Raw genomic sequence first — 24,505 nt, forward strand, 5'->3', positions numbered from 1 at the left:
CGGCATGTCGCTCAGGATTTCCACCCGCCGGCAGACCTATTGCCCACCCGGTAATTCCTTCCTCGCAGACTTCGGTCCACCAGCCGTCCAGCACGCTCAGGTTCGGCACCCCATTGAGCGCGGCCCTCATACTGCTGGTTCCCGAGGCCTCCCTTATCGGCCGAGAGCAGGAAGATGCGGGCGCGCTGGACGTGCTTGAGGGGTGAGCGCGATCCTCGCTGATCGCGCAGCCGTGCCTTCTCGGCCTCGGTGACGATCACGCAGACCGTCTGAGCCATGCCGCAGGCTCGCATGGCTCACGCCCAATGTGAACCTTCCGAATGCGTCAGTGCACTATGGCGTCCGCATGGTGGTCCGGGAGCTTCCCCCGGGAAGGCCTTCGTTGACGATGCGCCGCTGCAGCCCAAGAGGCACCAGGTCCGCCACGAAGAGGACCATCGCCATCAACCCCGGGGCGAGCTGATGGGACCCGCTCGCACCCTTGATGATGGCCGGAAGTGTCCGCGGCGTCGCGAGCCGATGAGGGTCCCCCGGATCTTTGTCCGGCAAGGACGGGCGTTGCGCTCGATCAATCATCCCGGACGTCCTTCCCTCCCCGCTCCAGGGAGTTCGCCCACTTTGGTTGCGGTGACCCGGTCCCGTTGAGATGGATCAAGGTCCGGGCCGTACTCGCAAACGAGGGTGCGTCCCGCCGGGCCGGCGAGCCCGAACGCGGGGGCAGACATGCGAATCTCCAACGTCATGGTCTCGGTCGATCTCGGGGCCGCGTCCGCGGACTGTGTCCGGCTCGCCGCCTGCATCGCCGAGCGCTTCGAGGCCACGCTGACCGGCGTCGCGGCCCGGCAGATCATCACCGTGATCCCGGTCGAGAGCCCCGATGCGTCGGAGCGCATTATCGAGATCGAGGAGGCGCGGGCAAAGGAGGAGTTGGCCGAGGCGCACGCGCTGTTCAAGCGCGAGGCCGGCGAAGCCAGTCGGACCGCGTGGCGCTCCGCTCTGGCCGAGCCGTCGGGCTACCTCGTCGAGCAGGCTCGCGCCGCCGACCTCGTGGTGGTGGGCCGCCACGGGCCGGCTGACGGCGACCAGGGCCTGATGGGCGCCGCAGCGGGCCCCCTGCTGATGGAGGTGGGCCGTCCCGTCCTCGTGGCACCGCCCGGCCTTAAGCGCCTCTCAGCCAAGCGGGTCGTCGTGGCCTGGAAGGACACGCGCGAGGCCCGCCGGGCCGTTCACGACGCCCTGCCGTTCCTGGTTCGGGCCGAGCAGGTCCACGTCGCGGTGGTCGCCCCGGACGCCCGCCACGAAGGCGCGGCGGACATCGCCGCCTACCTGGCGAGCCATGGCGTCAGCGTCGCCACCCATCTGCTGCGCGAGCCCGAGATCGGCACCGCGGACGAGATCCTCCGGTTCGCCCGGCGCGAAGACGCGGACCTGATCGTCATGGGCGCCTACGGGCATTCCAGGCTCCGCGAGTGGATCTTCGGTGGGGCGACCCGGGACATGCTGGGGGGCACGTATCTCTGCTGCCTGATGAGCCACTAATGCGCCCGGCTGCCGCCACCGCGGTCGCGATCTTCGCGATGTTGCCTGTCCTCGCCGGTCCCGCGATGGCTTGGGACCGGCAGGTGCGCCAAGGCGAGATCCTGGCCCGGACCAACTGCGCCCGGTGCCACGCGGTCGGGCGGCTCGGAACCAGCCCCTTGCGGGAGGCGCCGCCCTTCCGCGAGCTCCACACGCGCTACCCCGTCGAAGACCTCGGCGAGGCCCTCACCGAGGGTATCCGGACCGGTCACCCCAGCATGCCCGAATTCCGCTTCGATCCGGACCAAGCGCAAGATCTGATCGCCTACCTCAAATCCCTGGAACGTTGAACGAGGAGAACCCCGATGTTCCTGCGCTGCCTTCTTGTCCCCACCGCCCCCGGTATCGACGCTACGCGCCGGCTGGAGGCTGCCCTGCGTCTCGGCCGGCGCCTGCACGCGCACATCGGCGTCTGCTTCATGGCGCCCGGGCCGGAACACGTGCTGGCCGGCATGGCGAGCATCGCGCCCATGGTGGACTGTACGACCATCGAACTCATCGAACGGGGCGTGCGCGAGGCGGCGGCTGACGGCAGGTCGGCCCTGGAAGGCTGGTGCGAGCGCGAGGGTGTGCCGCTGATCGCGAAGCCCGAGCGCCTCGACGCGACCTTCGCGACGTGGACGGAACTCTCCGGGGAGGTCGAGCCTCTCCTGACGCTTACCGGCCGCGTCAATGACCTCGTCATCGTCGACCGACCCGACCTTAAGGTGCCGTTTACCGGACGCGCGCTCGACACCGCGCTGTTCTCGGTCGGGCGACCGACGCTGATGATCGGCGAGCGTGTCCCGCACGATCTGCTGGAGCACGTGGTGATCGCCTGGAACGGCAGCCTGGAAGCGACGCGGCTGATCGGCCAGTCCATCGACCTGCTGCATGAGGCGACGCGGGTGACAGTCTTGCATGCCGAGACGGAGCGCTTCGACGAGGCGCGGGCCGCCGACCTGTGCGGCTACCTGCAATGGCACGGAGTCGTGTCAGAGCCTGTCACCCTGCCGGCCCAGGAGGGGGTACCGGTCGGCGCGGCAATCCTGGCCGAGGCCGAGCGGCGCGGCGCCACCATGATGGCGCTGGGCGCCTACACCCACAGCCGCGTGCGCGAGTTCCTGCTCGGCGGGGTCACCCGCCACGTCATCGACAACGCTCACATTCCGGTGCTGATGGCGCATTGAGGGGGCAGAGCGATAGCCACCTCAGGCGAGGACTGCATCCTCCACGGTCCGCGTCCGTGCAGACCGTCGGGGACGGCGCGAGGGCAGTCGAGCGAAAAGATGCCAGGCTCGGATCAACGAGGCATGCCTGCAAGACAGCCGCGATGCAGGATTTGCCAAAGGTCGTGCGGAGTAGGTCGTCGAGATGAATAGCGATTTGCTCCCGGTCTCGACTCGGCTCGGCATAGCTTCGGTCCGAAAGGCTCCCGTTGTGGATCAGGCCCCCGTCGACGAGGGACTCACTTCTGAGGAAGCGCGTCACCGCTTGGCGGTGTACGGGCCGAACGCCACGCCGGATGTCACCATTCATCCGTTACGCCTCGTGGTCGGCAAGTTCGTCGCTCCGGTGCCGTGCCTCCTGGAGGCAGCGATCGTGCTGCAACTCGTCCTCGGTGAATACATCGAGGCTTCGGTCGTCGCCGTGCTGCTCGTCTTCAATGCCGCGCTGGGGTTCCTGCATGAGAGCCGGGCTCAGGCCACCGTTGCCGCGCTCAAGGCGCGCCTCGCGCTCGTGGCCGGCGTCCGTCGCGACGGACGCTGGATTTCGGTGCCCGCCGCGGAGCTGGTACCTGGTGATGTCGTCAAGCTCTCGCTCGGTACGGTGGTCGGGGCCGACGTCCGCATTACGGCGGGCGATGTCCTGCTGGACCAGTCGACAATCACGGGCGAGTCGCTGCCCGTCGAGGCGGGTCCGGGTTACGAGACCTATGCCGGCGCGCTCGTCCGCCGCGGCGAGGCCCTTGGCCTGGTCACGGCGACCGGCACCCGCACCAAGTTCGGCAAGGCAGCCGAACTCGTCCGCACGGCACATGTCGGCAGCGCTCAGCAGAAGGCCGTGCTCAAGGTGGTGCGCAACCTCGCCCTGGTGAACGGCGTGATCACGCTTGGACTCCTGGCCTACGCGCTGGCGATCGGGATGCCGCTGCCCGAGCTGCTGCCGCTCCTGCTGATCGCGGTTCTTGGCACCGTACCTGTGGCGCTGCCGGCCACGTTCACGCTCGCCACCGCGCTCGGCGCGCGGGCCTTGGCGCGCGCGGGGGTGCTGCCCACCCGCCTGTCCGCGGTCGACGAGGCGGCCAGCATGGACATCCTCTGCTCCGACAAGACCGGCACGCTGACCCGCAACGCCCTCGCGGTCACGGCCGTGCGTGCCATGCCGGGCTTCAGCGAGGCACGCGTGCTCGCGCTCGCGGCGCTTGCCAGCTCGGACGGGGGACAGGATCCCGTCGACAGCGCAGTGCGGGCCGCCGCTTCGACCGCCGAGCCGGAGCTTCCAAAGCTTGCCACCTTCACGCCATTCGATCCGGCGGTGAAGATGTCCGAAGCCATTGCCCTGGATTCATCCGGCGATTCCGTGCGCATTGTGAAGGGCGCTTTCGCGATGGTAGCGAACCTTTGCGAGCCGACGCCCGACGCAACTGAAATCGCGCGGTCGTTGGAATTGGATGGCCACCGCGTGCTCGGCGTCGCCGTCGGTTCGGACGGGCACATGCAGGTGGCTGGGCTTCTCGCGCTCAGCGACCCGCCGCGGGACGACGCCGCCTCGGCAATTGCGGAACTCAAGCGGCTCGGCGTCCGAGTGGCGATCGTCAGCGGCGATGCACCCGCGACGACCGGCGTGGTCGCCGAAGCCATTGGCTTGACGGGTCCAGTCTACTCCGGGGCCTCGATCCGCGAAGACATGCGGCCGGACGACTACGCGGTCTTCGCCGGCGTGCTACCGGAGGATAAGTTCCGGTTGGTGAAGGCACTGCAGAGCGAGGGCCATACGGTCGGGATGTGTGGCGATGGCGCCAACGACGCGGCTGCCTTGCGCCAGGCCCAGATCGGGATCGCAGTCTCCACCGCAACGGATGCGGCCAAGTCCGCGGCTGGCATCGTGCTCACCGAGCCAGGGCTTGGCGGTATTGTGACGGCCGTCCGCGAGGGACGCGTCACCTTCCAGCGCATCCTGACATACACGCTGCGCTCGCTGATCCACAAGGTCCGTCAGGTATTGTTCCTCTTTATCGGCCTCGTGATGACCGGTCACGCAGTTCTGACGCCGATGCTCATGGTCCTGTCTATGATCACGGGCGATTTCCTGGCGATGTCGGCGACGACGGATAATGTCGAGCCTTCGTCCCGCCCCAATACGTGGCGCATCGGCAACCTGACCATCGCGGCCGTCGTGCTCGGCGTCATTGACCTCGCATATTCGGCGGCTGCTCTGGCAGCAGGCAAGTTCTGGTTCAACCTCAGCATGCCGGAACTGCAGACGCTCACATTGGTGATGCTGGTATTCAACGGCCAAGCCGTTTTCTACGTGGCACGTGAACGGCGCCGGATGTGGGCGTCCCGTCCGAGCGGGATCGTGGTCGCGTCGTCGGTCGTCGACATGCTTCTCATCCCCCTCATGGCCTGGCGTGGCGTCCTGATGGCACCGCTTCCGCTGTCTTGGATCGGCAGCCTGTTCGGATCTGCCCTGATGCTGGCCCTCCTGCTCGACTTAACCAAGGTCGGACTGTTCGGGCGCCTCCGCATGGCCTGAGCGGAGCCAATGGGCACTAGGTCGGGTCGCAAGCGGCCCCTCGCCGCAGGTACCAAGCGTCAGACTTGGACCGCTAGGAGCGCGTCCGAGTAACCGTCTCGACGGCGGCACCCAGAGGTGATTCACTCGGCTCATGGCCAAGGTGTTTCGCTCCTGGGACGTCGATCAGGGCTGGCTGCTGCCGCCCTCGCTGCACGAGTTCGTGCCGCCCGGGCACATGGCGCACTTCGTGCGGGACACGGTGCGGGAGGCGCTCGACCTCTCGGCCATCCTCGACACCTACACGGAGGAGCGCGGCTACCCGCCCTACCATCCCGGCATGATGGTGGCCCTGCTGCTCTACGGCTACAGCCGCGGCCTGTACTCCTCGCGCCAGCTCGCCCGGGCCTGCGAGGAGCGGGTCGACGTCATGGCCGTCACCGGCCTGAACCGGCCCGACTTCCGCACCATCGCCGACTTCCGCAAGCGCCACCTCGTGGCCCTGGACGAGAGCGGGCCGGGCGCCTCGTCGGGCATGCGCCGGCAGGGCCGGCCGCTGCGCGGGGAGGACGGCGGTCCGCCCGATGTCAAACAGCGTTGAACATTGACCCTGGATCGGCGTCGAACTTTGACCCCCTGGATGGGTATGGCGGGACGCCCCTGATCAGCCCGGCGAAGGCGGGTCGGGGTGGCGCAGCCGGGCTGATCAGGGGTCCAGCAGGCGCGACGTGTGTGCTGGCCTCAGGCGCGGTTCTTGAAGCGCCAGCTCTCGTTGCCGGTCTCGACGATCTCGCAGTGGTGGGTGAGCCGGTCGAGGAGCGCGGTGGTCATCTTGGCATCGCCGGCGAACACGCTCGGCCATTCCCCGAAGGCGAGGTTGGTGGTGACCACGATCGAGGTCGTCTCGTAGAGCTTGCTGATCAGGTGGAACAGGAGTTGGCCGCCCGACTGCGCGAACGGCAGGTAGCCGAGTTCGTCGAGCACCACGAAGTCGAGCCGCGCCAGATGGTCGGCGATGCGGCCGTGCCGGCCGGCGCGTGCCTCGGCTTCGAGCCGATTGACGAGATCGACGACGTTGTAGAACCGGCCCCGCATGCCATCCCGGATGCAGGCTCGTGCAAGGGCGATGGCGAGGTGGGTCTTGCCGGTCCCGGTGCCGCCGACGAGCACGACGTTGCGCTGATGCGCCAGGAACTCGCCGCCGGCGAGATCACGCACCAGCACCTCGTTGATCGGAGTGCCGTCGAAGGCGAACTCGGCGATGTCCTTGGCCAGGGGCAGTTTGGCGATGGTCATCTGGTAGCGGATCGAGCGTGCCTGCTTCTCGGAGATCTCTGCCTGGAGCAGGTCGCCGACGATCTGCTGCGGCTCGTGGGTGCGCTTCACTGCGACCTTGATGATCTCGTCGTAGGCGGCCTTCATGCCGAAGAGCTTCAGATCGCCCATGGTGGCGAGGATCTGCTGGCGTTCCATCATGGTGCTCTCCTTAGGCTGTCGTAGCGGGCACAGTCGGCGACCGGCTCGTGGCGCAGCCGCAGGCTCTCGGGCGTCAGGATGGTGACGGGCGTGGTCGGCTCGCGCTGCCGGGCGAGGATGTTGAGGACGACATCGGCCGAGTGGACGCCCTCGCGCAGGGCCTCGGCACAGGCCGCCTCGACCGCCGGCAACCCGTCACCGAGCACAGCGGTGAGGATCTCGACCATCTGCCGGTCACCCCCGGCACTGCCGGCGAGCTTGCGTCGAACCCGGTCGAGGGCGGCGGGCAGCACCCAGTCCTTGAACGGTGCGCCGTTCCGGAGCGCGCCAGGTTTGCGGGCGAGCACAGGGACGTAGTGCCAGGGATCGAACACGGTCTGATCCCGGCCGAAGGCACGCGCGTGCTCGGCGACGACGCGCCCGTCCTGCTGGATCTCGATGCGCTCGGCGTAGGCTCGCACTTCGACCGGGCGGCCAATGGCGGAGGCCATGACCGAGTATCGGTTGTTGTCGAAGCGTACGAGGCAGGTCGCGGACACCGAAGCGGTGACGGCGTGGAAGCCGTCGAAGCGGCCAGCATAGGGCACCAGCGCCGCCCGCTCGGCCTCGAACCGCTCCCAGACGGTGCGCTCGCGCTCCTCGGGATGCGGATGGGCCTTGGCGTAGGCGATAGCTCCATCGAGTAGGAGCGCGTTCAACTCGTCGTAGCTCTTCACCCGGACGCGCGGGGTGAAGAAGCGCTCGCGCACCAGCCCGACCTGGTTCTCGACCTGCCCCTTCTCCCAGCCCGAGGCCGGCGTGCAGGCGACCGGATCGACGAGGTAGTGCGAGCACATCTGCAGGAAGCGACGGTTGTAGGCGCGCTCGCGACCGACGAAGATCGTCTCCACCGCGGTCTTCATGTTGTCGTAGATGCCGCGCTGGCAGGTGCCGCGGAAGAACGCGAACGCCCGGTCGTGGGCGTCGAACACCATCTCCTGGCTCTCGCGCGGATAAGCCCGCACGAACAGCATGCGCGAGTGGCAGAGCCGGACGTGAGCGACCTTGACCGTGACGGTCGTGCCGCCGATCAGCACGATCTCGTGGCTCCAGTCGAACTGGTAGGCCTCGCCTGGGGCGAAGATGAGCGGCACGAAGGCCTGCGCCGTGACCGAGGCGCGCTCGCGCTTCCAGGTTTTGGCATAGCGCCGAACGGCATCGTAGCCGCCCTCGTAGCCGAGCCCGCGCAGCGCCTCGTAGATCCGGATCAGCGTCAGTCGCTCGCGGGCGGACCTGCCGGCGTTGGTGGTCAGCATCCGATCGAGATCGTCGCGCCACGGCCCGAGCTTGGGCAGAGGCTGCACGTCGCGCTCGTAGGTGAAGGCGGTGGCCCCCGACCGGATGACCTTCCGGACCGTGTTGCGGGAGACGTGCAGGTCGCGGACGATGTCCTTGATCGCGCGGCCGCGGGTGAAGAACTCGCGCCGGATGCGCGCAATCGTGTCCACGCCCTTCATCCCCCTGCACCACCCTTCCGGCCGCACCAGAGGGCAGTCTGCGAGAACGAGGTTAGGGGGTCAGAATTGGACGCCGATCCCCCGCCTCAAGGGGTCAAAGTTGCACGCCGAAACACAAGCATCCCGCCAGCCAGCCCGGCGCACAGGAGCACGGCAGCCCAATTGAGGTGCATCAAGTCGTCGCTTTGGAATCCGGCCGAATCGGAGGGAATTAAGCATCAGGTGCCGTCATGGAAAAGCAAACAGGGCCGGTACTGGTCGTCGACGACGATGAAGCCGTCGGCCGTTCGTTGCAGTTCGCACTTGAGTGCGAAGGCCTCGATGTACGTCTCTACCAGTGCGCAGCCGACCTCCTCAGCGACGTGGCGCTGCCCCGGACGGGATGCCTCGTCCTGGATTATTGGATGCCCGACATGGACGGACTTCAGCTCGTCGGCCGGCTGCGGGAACGCAATATCGGCCTGCCGGCCAACCTGATAACTTGGCGACCTTCAGACGATTTGCACCACTGCGCCGAGGCGGCCCGCTTTCGCTGCGTCATCGAGCAGCCGTTCGAGCACGACTTACTTCTCGATGGCGTCCAGTATGCGCTGGCGGCCGACGCTCGAGTGATGCGCGCAGATCTCCGGAGCCCGCTTGGGAAAATATCCGGAGTCTCGGGTGAGCTGTGGTCATGGGGCCACGATGCGCCGCTCGAAGGCTGCCGGGCAGACTGCTCTCGTCTCGAGGAATATCGTGCCCGGACTGGGCGGGTCGCGATCGGCGAGGGAGGCTACGTATGGCCACCCTGCGCCTCACGCACACATCCGCGCTCGCCGATCTTGGGCCTCCCTGGCATCCCGAGCGCGCCGACCGTATCAGGGTCGTCGAGCGCTGCCTGGAACAGGAACGCTTCGCCAGCCTCGTGCGCAAGCAGGCCCATGTCGCCTCTGAGACCGCGCTGGGTCGCGTGCACGAGGAGGCTTACGTAGAGGCCACGATAGAGGGCCTGCGGAACGGAACCCTGGCGCTGGAGGACGAGGACACTCACGTCGCGGCCGGCACGTTGGAGACCGCGTTGCGCAGTGCCGGTGCCGCGGTGCAGGCCGTCGACGAGGTCATGACGGGAGCGGTCGGCAACGCCTTCTCGGCCATGCGGCCGCCCGAGCATCATGCCGGCCGGGCGCGAGCTGCCGGCTTCTGCTTCTTCAACAACATCGCCGTCGCGGCCCGTCGTGCTCAGGCGGTACACGGCGTGGAGCGCGTCGCAATCCTGGATTGGGACGCCCACCACGGAGATGGAACTCAGGAGATATTCTGGAGCGACCCGAGCGTACTGTTCTGCTCGACTCACCAGTGGCCGTTCTACCCCGGCACCGGCGCGGCCTCCGAGCGTGGCGAGTACGATACGGTCGTGAACATTCCGCTTTCCGCCGGCGCCGACGGAGCCATATTCCGCGATGCTCTCCGCACGACGGCACTCCCCCGCATCGCGGCTTTCCGGCCGGATCTCATCTTGATCTCGGCCGGCTTCGACGCGCATTGGCACGACCCGACGACCAACCTCGCGCTCACGGAATCGGATTTCCGGTGGGCGACGGACCGTGTCGTGGATCTCGCCGATCGGGCGTGTGGCGGGCGTATCGTCTCGTTACTGGAGGGCGGCTACGACCCGATCGGGCTGGCACGCTCGGTGGAGGCACACGTTACGGCCTTGCTCGAATCACCCAACTGCCGCACCCGAGAGACGGCTGGCAGTTCTCCGAAGCCCCTCGCTGCGGCCTGCGCCCCACAAATTCCTAGCCCGTCTTATTCACGAGGACGGTGGATCTTGGGTGGTGAGCGTAGCGTAAGACATTGATGTGGCTTAAGGATTGGGTGCTGACGCCAAGACCTGTGACCCCATCGAGCCCGCCACGCCCGCCATGTCCGATCCTACGGTGCTGCCGTTCGCGTTTCCATCCGTCCGGGGCAAGAAGCTGACAGCCGCCTTCGACGGCGGACGCCTGACCTCGGACGGTGGCATCCTGCTGTTGGCTCAGGCCGCACGACGGCTCGGCATCGCCGAGAAGCTCGCCGCCGTGATCCCGGACCGTCGTGATCCGAGCCGGGTTCTGCATCCCCTGCCCGAGATCGTGCTGGCCCGCATCCTGGCCATCGCCTGCGGGTATGAGGATGCCGACGACCTCGCCCACCTGCGCGCCGACCCTGCGTTCAAGCTCGCCTGCGGACGCCTGCCCGAGAGCGGCGCGGACCTGATGAGCCAGCCCACCGTCTCCCGGCTGGAGAACACGCCGGGCTTACGCGACCTGATCCGGCTCGGGCGGGTGCTGGTCGATCTGTACTGCGCCAGCTACGCCAAGCCGCCAGCCGCCGTCACCCTGGAGATCGACGATACCTGCGACGTGGTCCACGGCCAGCAGCAGCTGTCGCTGTTCAACGCCCATCACGATGACCGCTGCTTCCTGCCGATCCACGTCTACGACACCGCCACCTCGCGCCCGGTGGCGGTGATCCTGCGGCCGGGCAAGACGCCGTCGGGCCGCGAGGTGCGCTCTCATCTGCGCCGCCTGATCCGAGCCATCCGCCGGCACTGGCCCAACACCGCGATCACTCTCGGCGGCGACGGGCACTACGGTCGGCCCGAGGTCATGGTAAGGTCGCGAGGACAACGGCGTGGCTTACGTCTTCGGCGTGACCGGCACCAAGGCGCTGGCGGCCAAAGTCGAGGAGACGGCCGATCACATCCGGGTTGAGCGGGCCCTCAGCGACATGGATGCCGTGCGCGGCTTTGCCGAGACCACGCATGCGGCCAAGTCCTGGCGGCAGCAGCGCCGTGTCGACGCCCGCATCGAGGCGACCCGGCTCGGCCTCGACATCCGCGACAGGGTCACCAACATCACGACCGGCACGCCCGAATGGCTCTACGCCGAGCTGTACTGCGCCCGCGGACAGGCCGAGAACCTGATCAAGCTGCACAAGAGCCAACTCGCTTCCGATCGCACCTCCTGCCGGCACCCCGCTGCAAACCAGATGCGGCTGGTTCTGCATACCGCCGCTTACTGGCTGATGCTCACCGTGCGGGACGCCATCCCGAAGGCGCACCGCTTGGCACGGGCCGAGTTCGCCACGATCCGGCTGCAGCTCCTGAAACTCGGCGCTCGCATCCGCGAGAGCGCTGCTCGCGTCCGCCTCGCCTTCGCCGCCTGCCCGGAGGCTGACCTGCTGCGCCACCTCGCCGGGGCTCTGGGACCGGCACCGGCCTGAGCCACGGGGCTGAGACGCCCCGACGAGCCCGCTCCCGTTCCTCAAGCCTTGCCGAAACAACCCAGCTTCACAGCGTCGAAGGCGCAACGATCACGCGCGGCCACATCGCAAAAACCCGATCCGCCGCCTACCTGGTGAATAAGATGGGCTAGTGCATTGACGCATTCAGAGGATTCACAAGGCTCGTGAGGCATGCGAGTCTGAGGCATGGCTCAGACTGTCTGCGTGATCCCCAGCGCCGCCGACCTGGCGCGCCTGTCCGCCATCGTCGTCGATCGGGCCCGGCCTCTCAAGCACATCCAGCGCGCCCGCATCGTCCTGCTCTCGGCCGAACGCCTCTCCGTCCTCGACGTCGCCCACCAGGCCGGCGTCAGCCGGCCAGCCGTCTGGCGCTGGCAACAGCGCTACGCCGAAGAAGGCGTCGAGGGCCTCTTGCGCGATAAAACCCGTCCGCCCGGCAAGCCGCCTCACTCCACCGACACCGTCGCCGAGGTGCTCGCCCTGACCTGCTCCGAGCCGCCCGGTGAGGTCACTCACTGGACCGGCCGCGCCCTGGCGCAAGCCATCGGGATCTCCTTGCGATCGGTCCAGCGCATCTGGGATGCCCACCGCCTCCAGCCGCATCGGGTCCGCAGCTTCAAGCGCTCGAACGATCCGGCCTTCGCCGAGAAGGTCGAGGACATCGTCGGCCTCTACATGGATCCGCCGCGCCACGCCGTCGTGCTCTCGCTCGACGAGAAGAGCCAGATCCAGGCCCTGGAGCGCACCCGCCCAAGCCGACCCGTCACGCCAGGTCGTCCCGAAACCCAGACCCACGATTACGTCCGTCACGGCACCACGACGCTGTTTGCCGCGCTCGACGTGCTGGAGGGCACCGTGATCGGCCGCTGCATGCAGCGTCACCGCCACGACGAGTTCCTGCGCTTCCTCAACACCATCGAGCGGCGGTGCCGGCCGGCAAACTGATCCACGTGATCCTGGACAACTATGCCACCCACAAGCACCCGAAGGTACGGGCCTGGCTAGCCCGGCATCCGCGCTGGATCTTCCACTTCACCCCGACCTCGGCCTCATGGATGAACGCCGTCGAGGGCTTCTTCTCGGCCCTGACCCGGCGCAGGCTGAAGCGGGGCAGCTTCAGCGGGATTGTCGACCTTCAGGCTGCGATCAACCGCTACATTGCCGAGCACAACGACAGGCCGAAGCCCTTCGTCTGGACCAAGCCGGCCGCCGCCATCCTCGATGCCGTCAATGGCAACGCTGCACCATCCGAATGAGTCAGTGCACTAGTGGCAGACCCGTTCTCGCTTAAGACGAAGCTTCTGCGCCCTCGGCCTCCGTGAGTGAAATGACCTAACGCACACGACAAGCGCCGGCTAAGTTTCAGAACCGGCAGCTCACCCCTCAGCCCATCCGCTCTCATAGCGCACAAATTAGTCGTGCTCTAAAATGTAAGATCTGGCTTGATCAGCCTCGAAGCACACACTAAAGCTCCAGCTTTGGGAACCGGGCTTTCCGCCGCTAGGTTTGAGAACTGGGCAAAAAGAGCCGGAGAGCGGTCTTGCACCTGATCCATGGGGTTGCTGTTGCGTCCGTGTTGACGGTCTTGGCTCTTGAGCCGGCGCACGGCGAATCTCGGGCATCTCCCCCGGATACGATGGCCGAGCGCGTGCTGGCCTGTGCTCCTTGCCACGGTGCACAAGGCGAGGGAACGCGCGACCCCTACTTCCCGCGTCTCGCGGGCAAGCCCGCAGGCTACCTCTTCAATCAACTCGTGGCGTTCCGGAACGGCCGGCGACACTACCCGCCCATGAACTACCTTCTGGCGTATCTGCCGGAGACCTACCTCCGAGACATGGCCGAGTACCTGGCCAGCTTGAACCCGCCCCTCCCGCCTCCGGCCGTTCCAGCCGTCGGGGAAGAGGTTTTGACAACAGGAAGGAAGCTGGTCACCCAGGGCGACGCTGCGCGTAACATCCCGGCCTGCACCAGCTGCCACGGTCCCAATCTGACCGGCATGGAGCCGGGCATTCCCGGCCTCCTCGGCCTCAAGCCCAGCTACATCAGCGCACAGCTCGGCGCCTGGCGCTACGGCACGCGGACCGCCCTCTCACCGGACTGCATGCAGGTCGTCGCGGGGCACCTCACTGAGGCGGATGTCGCGGCCGTCACCGCATGGCTCTCCTCGCGACCCGCGCCGGAGGAGCGCCGCTCCGTTCCGAAGGGGACCTATGCACTTCCCTTCGCCTGCGGGAGTCAGCCCCAATGAGGAGGGACGTCGTGGCCAGCCTGGCCCGCAGGGCTCTTCCGGCCCTGCTCGCCTCGCTCCTGGGCACCGCCGCTGAAGCTCAAACGGCACCGGCTGCCCGTCCCGATGCGGGCGTGCTCGCGAAGGGCGAGTACCTGGCGCGGGCCGGCGATTGCATCGCCTGTCACACTGCGCCCGAAGGCAAGCCCTTCGCCGGCGGCAGGCCTATGGCGACCCCCTTCGGCACGCTCTTCACCTCCAACATCACACCTGATCCGGAGGCGGGCATCGGCAAGTGGACGGCCGACCAGTTCTACCAGATGATGCACACGGGCCGCTCGCCCGACGGCGGGCTGCTCTACCCGGCCATGCCCTTCGGCTCGTACACGAAGGTGACCCGGGCCGACAGCGACGCGATCTACGCCTACCTGATGTCGGTCGCACCGGTGAAGCAGCCGAATCGACCGCACGACCTTAGGTTTCCGTACAACAATCGCCAGCTCATTCTTGGCTGGCGCACGCTGTTCTTCCGCGAAGGCGAGTTCAAGCCCGACCCGAAGCAATCGGCAGAGTGGAACAGGGGCGCCTACCTGGTCGAGGGTCTGGGGCATTGCGGGATGTGCCACACGCCCATCAATGCGCTGGGTGGCAACTCGGAGTCCCAAGCCTTCCAGGGCGGGCTCATCCCGATGCAGAACTGGTACGCGCCCTCGCTCACCTCCAACCGCGAAGCTGGGGTCGGCGACTGGAGCATTGAGGAGATCTCCGACCTGCTGCGCACCGGCGTCTCGCGGCGCGGCGCCGTCTATGGACCGATGGCGGAGGTCACCTACAACAGTCTCCAGTACCTCACGCCCGAGGATACCCGGGCCATGGCGGTCTACCTCAAGAGCCTCGGCCAGGAGGTCCCGCCACCAGTCACATCGTCCGTGCCAACCGCTGAGAGCAGCCTGCTGCTCTCGCTCGGCAAGACCGTCTACGACGCCCATTGTGCGAGCTGCCACGGTGCGCAGGGACAGGGCAAGCCGCCGGCATACCCGCCGCTGGCCGACAACCAATCCATCCAGATGTCGTCGGCCGTGAACGCGATCCGCATGGTGTTGAACGGCGGCTATCCTCCGGGCACTCAGGGCAATCCGCGCCCCTTCGGCATGCCGCCCTTCGCCCAGTCGCTCTCGGACAACGAGGTCGCGGCCGTGGTCACCTACATCCGGACCACCTGGGGCAACCGCGGTGCGGCCGTCACCGCCCAGGAGGCCAATCAGCTCCGCTCCGCCCCCCTGGACTGAGGCCATGCTGAACTCGCCCCTGCCGCAGCACCGCGATGAGGAGACCGAGCACCGCGAGGTGGCCGCCGCCGTGCGGGCCGGCCCATCGGGTGCCGTGACGCTCGCGGCCATCGCCACGGCCATCGTGGTGGCGTGCTGGTTCGCCTTCTACCTGTTCGTCTTCCTGCCGCGCGGGAGCTGACCCGGAGCGCCGATGACAACTTACGACCACGTTGACGAAGGCGATCGCGTCGCTGAGCGGGTCGAGCGCCGATGGGCAATCTTGTCCATCGCCATCATCGTCCTTCTGGCGGGGCTGGCGGCTTTCGCCGGCATCCATCAGGCGACGATGCCCCAGGCCCGCGTCGAGACGATCAAGCCCCAGACCCTCCACTTGGGCGGCGAGTTCGTCGAGAGCAATCTGGGCAGCGCGGTCGAGCCGGACGGTTCGGTGACGGTGCGGGCCGTCGGCCAGCAATACAGCTTCACGCCCCAATGCATGGTGGTGCCCACCGACACGCCTGTGGTGTTCCGCGCAACCAGCCCCGACGTCGTGCACGGCTTCCTGATCCAGAATACCAACGTCAATACCATGCTGGTGCCTGGCTACGTCTCTGAGATCCCGGCCAAGTTCAGCAAGCCGGGCGAGTACCTGATGCCGTGTCAGGAGTTCTGCGGTGTGGGACACGAGGGCATGTGGGCCAAGGTCAAGGTGGTCGACAAGCCCGCGTTCCTGAACATGACCTCGGCCAAGGGGAGGGTCACCTGTGTTGAGTAGCAGGAGGCTCGTCCTCGCCCACTTCTGGCTGGCCTTCGCGGTCTTCGGTCTCGCCCTGCTGCTCGGGGCTTGGCAGATGTTCATCCGCAGCCCGCTGCATACCTGGATCAGCAACCCCGAGTGGTACTACCGCTCGTTGACGGCGCACGGCACCGTCATGGGCTACGTGTTCCCGACGCTGGTGGCCATGGGATTCGGCTACGCCATCAGCGAAGTCTCGCTGAAGCAGCGCCTCGTCGGACTGCGCTGGGCCTGGGCGGGGTACTGGCTGGTGGTGGTCGGTGCGGTCACGGCGATGATCCCGGTGTCGCTCGGCCGGGCCTCGGTGCTCTACACCTTCTACCCGCCCCTGATCGGCAGCCCTTTCTACTACCTCGGCGTGGTGCTCGTGGTTGTGGGCTCGTGGATCTGGGTCGCCCTGATGTCGGTGAACCTTCACATCTGGAAGAAGGCGAACCCCGACACGCCGGTGCCGCTGCCGATGTTCGCCAACGTGGCGGGCTCCTACCTGTGGGGCTGGACGGCGGTGGGCGCTGCGCTCGAACTGCTCCTTCAGATCCTGCCGGTCGCCTTCGGCCTGACATCGACCATCGATGCGGGATTGGCGCGGGTGTTCTTCTCCTGGACGCTGCACGCCATCGTCTATTTCTGGCTGATGCCGACCTACATCGCCTACTACACCATCGTCCCGCGGGCGATCGGCGGCCGGATCTACAGCGACACCATGGCCAGGATTTCGTTCATCCTGTTCCTGGTGGTAGCGATGCCGATCGGCATGCACCACACCTTCACCGACCCGCAAGTTGGTGCCGGCTTCAAGTTCATCCATTCGGCCTTCACGGCGCTCGTCGCCTTGCCGACGCTGCTGACGGTCTTCACCATCTGCGCCTCGGTCGAGATTGCCGCCCGGCTGCGCGGCGGTCGTGGGCCGTTCGGCTGGATCAGGGTCCTGCCGTGGTCGAACCCGATCATGCTCGCGGTGGCGTTCTCGTTCGTGATGCTCGGCTTCGGCGGTGCCGGCGGCCTCATCAACATGAGCTACCAGCTGGATACATCGATCCACAACACGCAGTGGATCACGGGCCACTTCCACCTGATCTTCGGTGGCGCGATCGTCATCATGTACTTCGCGATCGCCTACGACCTGTGGCCGCACCTCACTGGCCGTGCCCTCACCGACCTGCGCCTGATGCGCATCCAGCTCTGGCTGTGGTTCATCGGCATGATCGTGACCACGTTTCCCTGGCACTGGGTGGGGATTCTCGGCATGCCCCGCCGCATGGCCTACTTCGATTACGGTGATCCGGCCATCGCCACGCAGGCCTTCTCGGTGGCGCTCTCAGCGATCGGCGGCTTCATCCTGGTCGCGTCGGGGGCTCTGTTCATCCTCGTGCTGATCCGAGGTCAGCGCGCGCCGCGCGAGGAGGCCGGTGTTTACCGGTTCGCCACCGCCCTCCACCCGCCGCTGTCCGTGCCCGCGCTCAACAGCTACGCCCTGTGGCTCGCGCTCATGGTCGGCCTCACAGTGACCAACTATGGCTACCCCATCGCGCAACTCGCGTTGCGCAGGGATACGTCGGTACCGGCTGTTTACGTGGGGGCAAACCCATGAGCGACGACGGCCTCCTCTCGCCGAGGAACCCTTGGTTCACCGGTCCGGTTGCCATCACCGTTGCCCTGCTCGCCGGGACAGCGCTCGGCGGCTTCGTGCTGCTCCCTTATGCCCAGCCGGACCTCAAGCTCGCCGGTGTCTGGGACGCGATCTGCAGCGCTGCGGGCGTGCCGAAGGCATCCTCGTCGTCGGCTCCGGTTCAGCCGGACGGCAAGCTCACGAAGGTGGTGGTCACCTCGACGCTGCCGAGTGCTGCGGACCCGGAGGCGGTCGGACGCGGCGCGACACTCGCCCAGCAATGCGCGATCTGCCATGGACCGACCGGGGTGAGCCGGGCCGACTCGCCCAACCTCGCCGGCCAGTACGCGCCCGTGGTCTACAAACAGCTCGCCGACTTCAAAGCGGGCGTGCGGGTCAATGCCACGATGACGCCGTTCGCGGTGAACCTGTCCGAGCAGGACATGGCCGATCTCGCAGCGTACTACGCGTACCTGCCCCGGCTGCCCGGGTTCCACCCGGCCCGCGACAAGCCCGCCCCGCGCATCGTGATCAACGGCGCACCGTTGCGGAATATCGCGCCTTGTGGCTCCTGCCACGGTGTTCTCGACAACAAGACGGGGAGTCCGTGGCTGGAGGGGCAGCCTGCCGCCTACGTGAAGTCTCAGCTACAGGCATTTGCCTCGGGTGCGCGTCGCAACGACATCAGCCAGCAGATGCGGAACATCGCCCGGAAGATGACCCCGGAAGAGATCGACCAAGCAGCGGAGTGGTACGCATCTCAGCCATCGACGACCATCCACACTCAGTGATGTTCTCGGCCTGGCAAGTTTGATTGCTATGAACGCGTGCTCAGGCTGAGTTGCACTTCCTTTGCCCGGCCCGTCCACCGCGTCTCGCTCGGCAGCGCACCTCCTCGTGCGACCATGCGCCGAGAGCTCATCCAACGGATCGCGGGGAACTCGCTCCGCCGCATGAGGACTCTGAGACCTTGGTCGCGTTCCATCGATCTGCAGGAGACCTGCATGCGCGTTTCCACCTCCGCCCTGGCTGGAGCAGGCCTCTTCTCAATCTTGACTCTCTGCCTTGACTCTCTGCGCCGGGTCGTCCGAGGCGGCCGAGGATCCCCATCTCCAGCGCGGGCGCACCTTCGTGCAGACCCATTGTGCCCGCTGCAACGCGGTCGGCCGCACGGGCGAGAGTCCTCGGGCAGAAGCGCCCCGCTTCCGTGATCTGCACACGCGAAATCCAGTCACCGACCTTGCCGAGGCGCTGTCCGAGGGTATTCGGACGGGCCACCCAGGCATGCCAGAGTTCCAACCGCGTCCGTACTGCCGATCCCGCCTCTTCCCTGCCCTCGGAGACCGATCATCATGAAGCGAGCCACCGCCGTTTTTCTCTGCAGCGTCGTCTTCTGCACCGTCGCCGAGAGCCAGCCGTCCCCGTTCGCGCAGCCTTCCTCCGCATCGCCGCCCAACTACTCTCAGTTGAGCCTCGGGAATATAATGCTGCTGATCCAGGCCCGGCATGCCAAGATCTGGTTCGCGGGACGTGCGCAGGACTGGGCCTTGGCCGATTACGAACTCAATCACATCGCGGACGACCTCACCGCCGCGGCCATGCTGTACAGGGATATTCCGGTCGAACTCGTGACGAGCGCCGGCCGGATCATCGTCCGTATGAAAGATGCGGCCAAACGGAAAGACTCATCGGGTCTTCAATCCGCCTTCACCGATCTGACGACGGCATGCAACGCCTGCCATGCTGCCGGCGGTGTCGCGTTCATCCGTATCCAGACTCCGACCAACCTGCCGTTCACGAACCAGCAATTCCAGTCCAGCGCCCGTTAAGCGGTCACGGCAGAGGGGCTCGACAGGAGGCCTGACGGTCTCTCGTGCGAAGGCGAACTGTAGAACTTGCGTATCCGGTAGAAAGCCGGGACGCGCACACCTGCGGTCGGTCAGGACACGATCTCGGGCGGCATCCCGCCCGGAAAGCCGAGAGGCTCGTTCGCCGGTGGCACGTCGTCCGGTTCCGAGGGCGGCACGCCCAAGGGCTCTGGACGCGGGCTCTGCCCCGGCACCGGCGGATGCGTCGGGAAGGGCGGCGGGAATTCCCGGGCGGGTCGGCCCGGGTCGCGTGGATTGCCCGGATCGGCCCCCGGCATGCGCTTCGTTCAGTGGCTCATCAGGCAGCAGACCGACGCCTCGGCCAAGAGGTTGCGCGTGACCCCGCCGAAGAACCACTCCCGCAGGCGGCTGTAACCGTAGGCGCCGGTCACGATCAGATCCGCCTCAGCCTCCACCGCCGCCTTCTGCAGTTCCTCGGCGACGGTCCGGCTCGACACTTCGGACAGGCGTGTGGTCGCGTTCACCGGGCCTGTCGCAAACCCGCAGCGTTTACCCCGCGTTGACCATGCAGCCCGCATGGTGCCTCCAGTCCCGGAGGCCACCCCATGATCCTGTCCGCCATCGCCGCGAAGCTGAAGCAGCGTGCCAAGGCTGACTTCAAGGGCCGGCACTATGAGGCTGCCCTGATCGTCCAGGCCGTCTCCTGGTACCTGCGCTACCCGCTGAGCTACCGCGACATCGAGGAGCTGTTCCTGGAACGCGGCATGGATGTGGACCACTCCACCCTGAACCGCTGGGTCTTGGCCTACGCGCCGCTGATCGAAAAGCGGTTGCGGCAGTTCCGCAAACCGCACTGCGGCTCGGTACGCATCGACGAAACGTACATCAAGGTGCGGGGGGAGTGGCGCTATCTCTACCGGGCCATCGACAAGCACGGCAATCCAGTCGATTTCCTGCTCACCGCCAATCGGGATCTCGATGCCGCCAAGCGCTTCTTCCGCAAGATGCTGCAGGATCAGCCGTTGCTCGCCCCGGATCGCATCGGCACGGATGGCGCCGGCACCTATCCACCCGCCATCTTGGCTGCGAGGAACGACGGCCTTCTACCCCGCGCGCCGCTCCACTATGTGACCAAGCACCTGCAGCAGGGCATTGAGAGCGACCACTTTCGGGTCAAGAAGAACATGCCCCGGATCGGCGGCTTCCAGTCCTTCCGCACTGCCCGGCGCACGATCCAGGGGTTCGAGGCCATGCTGTGGCTGCGCAAGGGCTTCGGCTTTGCCGGCGCATGGACCATCCGCGAGCAGAACCGACTGCTCGGGGTCTGCTTCGGCCTTCAGGCGGTTAACAGAGCCTAAAAACGAGACAGATCTAGCCTCTGCTGCGGCCTACGGCACGGCTTGCGACAGGCCCGCGCGGACACGGGCTCCCTGAGGATCGGGGCAAAGATCGCGCGACCGAGTTCCAACCCCTCGTTCATGCTCAGCCGAACTCCGGCCCTTGCCGGCTCCTGCCCTTCCAGCCAGCGACGGAGATGCTCGTCCGAGCAGAAGAACGCGATCGACGGGCAGCAAGAGGAGGCCGCGCTGTCGCCGTAGGCAAAGTCGTACCAGATCACCGCCCCGGCAGGAGCGACGCTGCCCAGCTTGCGGCCTTGGTCCGTCGTGACGACGCTGATCGTCTCCCCGCAGGATCGGCACTGCGCCTGGACCCTGATGTCCGTCCGATACATGTCCCCAACGCCAAGCGCGTCGATCGCGCAAAGGGCGCTGAGAACATGCCGACCGAAACCAACCCGGTGCCCGGTTTCGCTTTCCGTGAACGGGTAGGCGTGCCGGATCTTATCGGACTCGTTTTCGAGGCCGACAAGGTCGCGCAACTGCAGCTTGCGCAGCAATGCGCCGACCCGGTCACTGGGGATGCCCGTATCGCCGGCAAGGTCCGCCGCTTGGGGAGGCCGGCCCATGGTGGCGTATCGCTTTAAAATATTCCGCCACACCAGATCCTCGTCGGGATCCAGGGCGTGCGACCACTTGTCGAGCAGGCCAGCACGTGCCGACATACGCCCGCTCAGCGCATTGCGGGCGGCCGGGGTTGTCACGGCGGACCAGTCCGGCCGCACCACGCCCGGCCTGATCTCGGTCGCGAGCTCTTCCGCTTTTGCGACCATTCCGTCTCCGTCGCCCGCGCAAGCGTCTTGCCCCGGCATCAACCGGCGCAACACGAAAGCCTCTTCACGTCCCGATCGAAGGTCTGAGCCGCGAGTTTCAGGCCCTCGACCGTGGTCAAATACGGAAAGATCGTCTCGGCCAAATCGTCGATCGTGAGCCCACCGCGTATCGCCATTGCGGCGGTCTGGATGCTGTCGGCCCCCTCGGGTGCTACGATGTGGCTTCCCAGAAGCTTGCGGGTCCCCCGGTCGGCGACGAGCTTGATCAGACCGCGCGTGTCACGAGCCGCAAGCGCCCGCGGCACATTGTCGAGCGAGAGCACCGAAGTGCGAACGTCGTGCCCGGCAGCACGGGCCTGGGCTTCAGTGAGCCCAACGCTTCCGACCTGCGGGTCCGTGAACACCACGGCCGGCATCACCCTGTTGTCGTAGCGCAGGCTGTCACCGTTGAGGGCGTTCTTGGCGGCCAGTTTCGCGCCGTAGGCCGCCATGTAGACGAACTGGTCCTTGCCGGTCACGTCACCCGCCGCGTAGACGCCCAGCTTCGAGGTGCGCATGCGGTCATCGACCACGATGGCGCCCGTCGGCGTCTGGGCCACACCCGCTTCCGCGAGGCCGAGGCTCTCGGTGTTGGCCGAACGCCCGGTCGCGACGACGATTTGCTCGGCCGTGACCGTCTCGCTGCGTCCGTTTCGTCGGACCGTGAGGCTCACGCCTTCCTCCGTTCGGCGCACGGCCTCGTAGGCAAGGTCGCCCAGGACCGTGATGCCTTCTTCCGCTAAGTAGCCGGCGAGCGCCGCGCCAATCTCAGGCTCTGCCTCGGGCAGAAGCCGGCTGCGGAATACAAGGGTCACCGCGACCCCGACCCGTGCGAACATCTGCGCAAGCTCCGCACCGATGTAACCGCCGCCCAATACGATCATCGAACGCGGCAGCTGAGTCAGCGCAAGAGCTGCCGTGCTGTCGAGAGCCGACACCTCCGCGATGCCCGATATGGCTGGTAGGGCCGGGCGTGTACCGGTGGCGATGATGATGCGGTCCGCGGAGAAACGTTGGCCACCGGCCTCGACCCCGCCTTCGACCAGGCGCGCCTCGCCCTCGTGGTAGGCCACGTTGTTGTAGGCCGGCAGAAGGTCGGCATACTTCGCATGCCGCAGGCCCTCGACCAAAGCATCTTTCTGGGCAACCTGTGCACGCCAGTCGACCACCCGCGCCTCACCCTGGACGCCTTCGAAGCGGGTGCTGGCGGCGTTGGCGTGATGCACGGCTTCCGCAGCCCGGATCAGGGCTTTCGACGGGACGCAGCCCACGTTCACGCAGCTGCCGCCAATCGTCCCGTATCCGATGAGGGCGACCTGTGCGCCCTGCTCGGCCGCCGTGATCGCGGCCGAGAACCCAGCCGACCCGGCGCCGACGACGACGAGGTCGTAGCGGCCCTTGCCGTCGCTCTCGCGCTGAGTGTTGCAGCAATCGCTCATGGTTTCAGCTTTCGTGTGTCATCGTCCGCGTCGCAGCAATCGGATGCCGCCGGGCTCTTTGATGTGTTTCGTCGATAGAGTCCGATCCCGACCAAGCCGACCGAGGCGACGAGCACTGGGATCAGGACGTAATCGGCCTTGGCAGCCCAGGCCGCGAGCCCGACCGCACCGAGACCAACCGCCAAGAAGGGCGTCACGCAGCAAAGCGCGGCCACAACGGCGCCGGCGATGCCGGTTCGTACAAGGATGCGGTCTTCCATGACGAAGCTACCCCACCGCTCAGCGCGCCTGGGCGGTGCTGCCCGTGGTGTCCGCACTCGCGTTCCTCACCTCCTTCACCGAAGATGGGTATCCGGCACCGGTGGTTGCCTGGGAGAGCGCCTCGGCTGTGATCTTGTCGTCGTCGAAGGTGACGGTCGCCGTCGCCGCGCCGCCGTGCTCGACCACTGCCACCTGGGTGACGCCGGTCAGACGTGACAACGTCTTCTTGACGATGGGCGCGCAGGTCACGCAACTCACGTTCTGCACGTCGAGAATGGCCGTGCGAGGAGCGGCGGAGGCAGCGCTGGCCGATATCAGGATCGATGCGGCGAAGGTGGCACGGAGCAAGGTTTTCATGGGTGGTCTCCTTCGATCGTGGCGGTGAAGGTCAGAGAAACAGAGGCGCGGTGTAGGGGAAGGTCACAGCCGCGAGGATGAGCGCGGCGGCCACCCAGAGCCCGATCCGGGCGACCCGGCTGGAGCCTGGCCGCGCGCAAGAACCTTCATCTGAACACGTCGCGGGTCGGCGGTAGGCCCGCCAGAAGCCAAAACCAAGAAACGCGACCGCCGTGGCGATGAAGAAGGGTTGGTAGGGGGCGAGCGCGGTCAGGTTGCCGATCCAGGCCCCGCTCACGCCGAGGCTGAAGAGCACGAGCGGCAGGATGCAGCACGAGGAGGCGCCGAGCGCAGCGAGGATACCGCCGACGACCGCGAGCTTCTGTCCCTTCTGTCCCCCTTCGCTCCTCGGTACGACCGCGTTTCCGCGAGGAGCCGTGCCAGCCAATTTGTCCATCAGAGTTTCCCTCACCGTGAGAGTGTACGACCTGTAGTAACTACAGGTGCAAGAGCTAATTTCGGAAGCTCACTCGCCCTCGTCCGAAGAGCTTCAGGACTGTTCCGCAGGGCGTCCGAGGGCGACCGGGTCGAGGGCAAGCATCGGCCCGCTCACGACGCGACGGTAGAAGCAGCTCGAACGGCCGGTGTGGCAGCAGCCCGCCTGTTCGGACATCCGAACCCTCAGCCAGATGGTGTCCTGGTCGCAGTCGACCCGGATCTCCTGGATGCGTTGGACCTGCCCGCTCGTTGCGCCCTTGTGCCAGAGACATTGCCGGGACCGGCTCCAGAACCAAGCCTCGCCCGTCTCGATGGTCCTGCCGAGCGCCTCGGCGTTCATCCAGGCGAGCATCAGCACGGTTCCGGACACCGCGTCGGTGACGACGGCCGGAAGAAGCCCGGCGCCGTCGGACCGCGGAGTGAGCGCCAAGCCTTCCTCGCGAGCCTGGATCTCAGAATGGCCGGACATGCAACATCTGTTCTCTGATGCGAGTTC

21 protein-coding genes and 6 pseudogenes are annotated in these 24,505 nt (G+C 66.8%); 17 read left to right on the forward strand and 10 right to left on the reverse strand.

Annotated elements, in window-relative coordinates; genetic code table 11:
* Positions 1–11: 11 nt before the first annotated feature.
* Positions 12–278: a hypothetical protein gene (locus tag ACX9MN_RS08805; RefSeq protein WP_489724245.1), complete on the reverse strand. Its 267-nt coding sequence runs from the start codon at positions 276–278 to the stop codon at positions 12–14.
* 445 nt (positions 279–723) lie between these two features.
* Here ACX9MN_RS08805 and ACX9MN_RS08810 point away from each other — a divergent pair, with 445 nt between their 5' ends.
* The 5 genes and pseudogenes from ACX9MN_RS08810 to ACX9MN_RS08830 form a co-directional block, all read left to right on the forward strand.
* Positions 724–1,539: a universal stress protein gene (locus ACX9MN_RS08810; protein WP_489724246.1), complete on the forward strand. Its 816-nt coding sequence runs from the start codon at positions 724–726 to the stop codon at positions 1,537–1,539.
* The gene (locus tag ACX9MN_RS08815) at positions 1,539–1,868 is read left to right on the forward strand and encodes a c-type cytochrome (protein WP_489724247.1); all 330 of its coding nucleotides are present in this window, start codon (positions 1,539–1,541) and stop codon (positions 1,866–1,868) included. Before ACX9MN_RS08810 ends, ACX9MN_RS08815 begins: the two co-directional genes overlap by 1 nt.
* Before the next feature lie 15 nt (positions 1,869–1,883).
* Positions 1,884–2,747, forward strand: coding sequence for a universal stress protein (locus tag ACX9MN_RS08820; RefSeq protein WP_489724248.1), 864 nt, complete (start codon positions 1,884–1,886; stop codon positions 2,745–2,747).
* Between the two features lie 250 nt (positions 2,748–2,997).
* Positions 2,998–5,316: an HAD-IC family P-type ATPase gene (locus ACX9MN_RS08825; RefSeq protein WP_489724249.1), complete on the forward strand. Its 2,319-nt coding sequence runs from the start codon at positions 2,998–3,000 to the stop codon at positions 5,314–5,316.
* A gap of 133 nt (positions 5,317–5,449) precedes the next feature.
* Positions 5,450–5,893: pseudogene (locus ACX9MN_RS08830) on the forward strand (transposase); the annotation flags it as partial.
* 143 nt (positions 5,894–6,036) lie between these two features.
* Here the strand turns inward: ACX9MN_RS08830 and istB are convergent.
* Together istB and istA are read right to left on the reverse strand one after the other, a co-directional pair.
* Complete coding sequence (gene istB / locus ACX9MN_RS08835) at positions 6,037–6,768, reverse strand: IS21-like element ISMex39 family helper ATPase IstB (protein WP_043766072.1); 732 nt, start codon at positions 6,766–6,768, stop codon at positions 6,037–6,039.
* Between the two features lie 5 nt (positions 6,769–6,773).
* A pseudogene (gene istA / locus ACX9MN_RS08840) lies at positions 6,774–8,267 on the reverse strand (IS21-like element ISMex39 family transposase); the annotation flags it as partial.
* 230 nt (positions 8,268–8,497) lie between these two features.
* On the opposite strand from istA, the pseudogene ACX9MN_RS08845 reads away from it, so the two are divergent.
* From ACX9MN_RS08845 to ACX9MN_RS08895, 11 genes and pseudogenes are all read left to right on the forward strand, one after another.
* Positions 8,498–8,830: pseudogene (locus tag ACX9MN_RS08845) on the forward strand (response regulator transcription factor); the annotation flags it as partial.
* 215 nt (positions 8,831–9,045) lie between these two features.
* Positions 9,046–10,107 (forward strand): histone deacetylase family protein, encoded by a 1,062-nt coding sequence (locus ACX9MN_RS08850; RefSeq protein ID WP_489724250.1) that lies wholly within the window; start codon positions 9,046–9,048, stop codon positions 10,105–10,107.
* 64 nt (positions 10,108–10,171) lie between these two features.
* Positions 10,172–11,513, forward strand: a pseudogene (locus ACX9MN_RS08855) (IS1380 family transposase).
* A 207-nt stretch (positions 11,514–11,720) separates the two neighbouring features.
* Positions 11,721–12,790 (forward strand): annotated as a pseudogene (locus ACX9MN_RS08860) (IS630 family transposase).
* A 317-nt stretch (positions 12,791–13,107) separates the two neighbouring features.
* On the forward strand, positions 13,108–13,782 hold the full coding sequence (locus ACX9MN_RS08865) for a c-type cytochrome (protein ID WP_489725217.1): 675 nt from the start codon (positions 13,108–13,110) through the stop codon (positions 13,780–13,782).
* Between the two features lie 11 nt (positions 13,783–13,793).
* Positions 13,794–15,050, forward strand: coding sequence for a c-type cytochrome (locus ACX9MN_RS08870; protein WP_489724251.1), 1,257 nt, complete (start codon positions 13,794–13,796; stop codon positions 15,048–15,050).
* A 4-nt stretch (positions 15,051–15,054) separates the two neighbouring features.
* On the forward strand, positions 15,055–15,231 hold the full coding sequence (locus ACX9MN_RS08875; protein WP_489724252.1) for a hypothetical protein: 177 nt from the start codon (positions 15,055–15,057) through the stop codon (positions 15,229–15,231).
* 12 nt (positions 15,232–15,243) lie between these two features.
* On the forward strand, positions 15,244–15,807 hold the full coding sequence (locus ACX9MN_RS08880; protein WP_489724253.1) for a cupredoxin domain-containing protein: 564 nt from the start codon (positions 15,244–15,246) through the stop codon (positions 15,805–15,807).
* Entirely contained in the window at positions 15,797–17,419 is a 1,623-nt protein-coding gene (locus ACX9MN_RS08885) for a b(o/a)3-type cytochrome-c oxidase subunit 1 (protein WP_489724254.1), read from the forward strand. Before ACX9MN_RS08880 ends, ACX9MN_RS08885 begins: the two co-directional genes overlap by 11 nt.
* Positions 17,416–18,228: a c-type cytochrome gene (locus tag ACX9MN_RS08890; protein WP_489724255.1), complete on the forward strand. Its 813-nt coding sequence runs from the start codon at positions 17,416–17,418 to the stop codon at positions 18,226–18,228. The genes ACX9MN_RS08885 and ACX9MN_RS08890 overlap by 4 nt, the downstream gene beginning before the upstream one ends.
* Positions 18,229–18,789: 561 nt before the next feature.
* Complete coding sequence (locus ACX9MN_RS08895) at positions 18,790–19,266, forward strand: hypothetical protein (RefSeq protein ID WP_489724256.1); 477 nt, start codon at positions 18,790–18,792, stop codon at positions 19,264–19,266.
* A gap of 326 nt (positions 19,267–19,592) precedes the next feature.
* On the opposite strand, the pseudogene ACX9MN_RS08900 reads toward ACX9MN_RS08895, so the two are convergent.
* Positions 19,593–19,751 (reverse strand): annotated as a pseudogene (locus ACX9MN_RS08900) (universal stress protein); the annotation flags it as partial.
* Between the two features lie 120 nt (positions 19,752–19,871).
* On the opposite strand from ACX9MN_RS08900, the gene ACX9MN_RS08905 reads away from it, so the two are divergent.
* A complete protein-coding gene (locus ACX9MN_RS08905) occupies positions 19,872–20,624 on the forward strand; it encodes an IS6-like element ISMpo1 family transposase (RefSeq protein ID WP_048464881.1) in 753 nt (250 codons plus the stop codon).
* Here the strand turns inward: ACX9MN_RS08905 and merB are convergent.
* The 6 genes from merB to hisI all read right to left on the reverse strand — a co-directional run bounded on the left by merB (position 20,621) and on the right by hisI (position 24,478).
* Positions 20,621–21,436, reverse strand: coding sequence for an organomercurial lyase (gene merB / locus ACX9MN_RS08910; RefSeq protein WP_489724257.1), 816 nt, complete (start codon positions 21,434–21,436; stop codon positions 20,621–20,623). The genes ACX9MN_RS08905 and merB overlap by 4 nt on opposite strands.
* A gap of 38 nt (positions 21,437–21,474) precedes the next feature.
* Positions 21,475–22,914, reverse strand: a complete 1,440-nt coding sequence (merA, locus tag ACX9MN_RS08915) for a mercury(II) reductase (RefSeq protein WP_099957658.1) — start codon at positions 22,912–22,914, stop codon at positions 21,475–21,477.
* Entirely contained in the window at positions 22,911–23,174 is a 264-nt protein-coding gene (merF, locus tag ACX9MN_RS08920) for a mercury resistance system transport protein MerF (RefSeq protein WP_099957659.1), read from the reverse strand. The genes merA and merF overlap by 4 nt, the downstream gene beginning before the upstream one ends.
* Before the next feature lie 19 nt (positions 23,175–23,193).
* Complete coding sequence (locus ACX9MN_RS08925) at positions 23,194–23,532, reverse strand: cation transporter (protein WP_043075327.1); 339 nt, start codon at positions 23,530–23,532, stop codon at positions 23,194–23,196.
* A 31-nt stretch (positions 23,533–23,563) separates the two neighbouring features.
* A complete protein-coding gene (locus ACX9MN_RS08930) occupies positions 23,564–23,968 on the reverse strand; it encodes a mercuric transporter MerT family protein (RefSeq protein WP_043075326.1) in 405 nt (134 codons plus the stop codon).
* Positions 23,969–24,061: 93 nt separating this feature from the next.
* On the reverse strand, positions 24,062–24,478 hold the full coding sequence (hisI, locus tag ACX9MN_RS08935) for a phosphoribosyl-AMP cyclohydrolase (RefSeq protein ID WP_043075325.1): 417 nt from the start codon (positions 24,476–24,478) through the stop codon (positions 24,062–24,064).
* Between the last annotated feature and the right edge of the window lie 27 nt (positions 24,479–24,505).

Source organism: Methylobacterium sp. 1A (assembly GCF_058072805.1).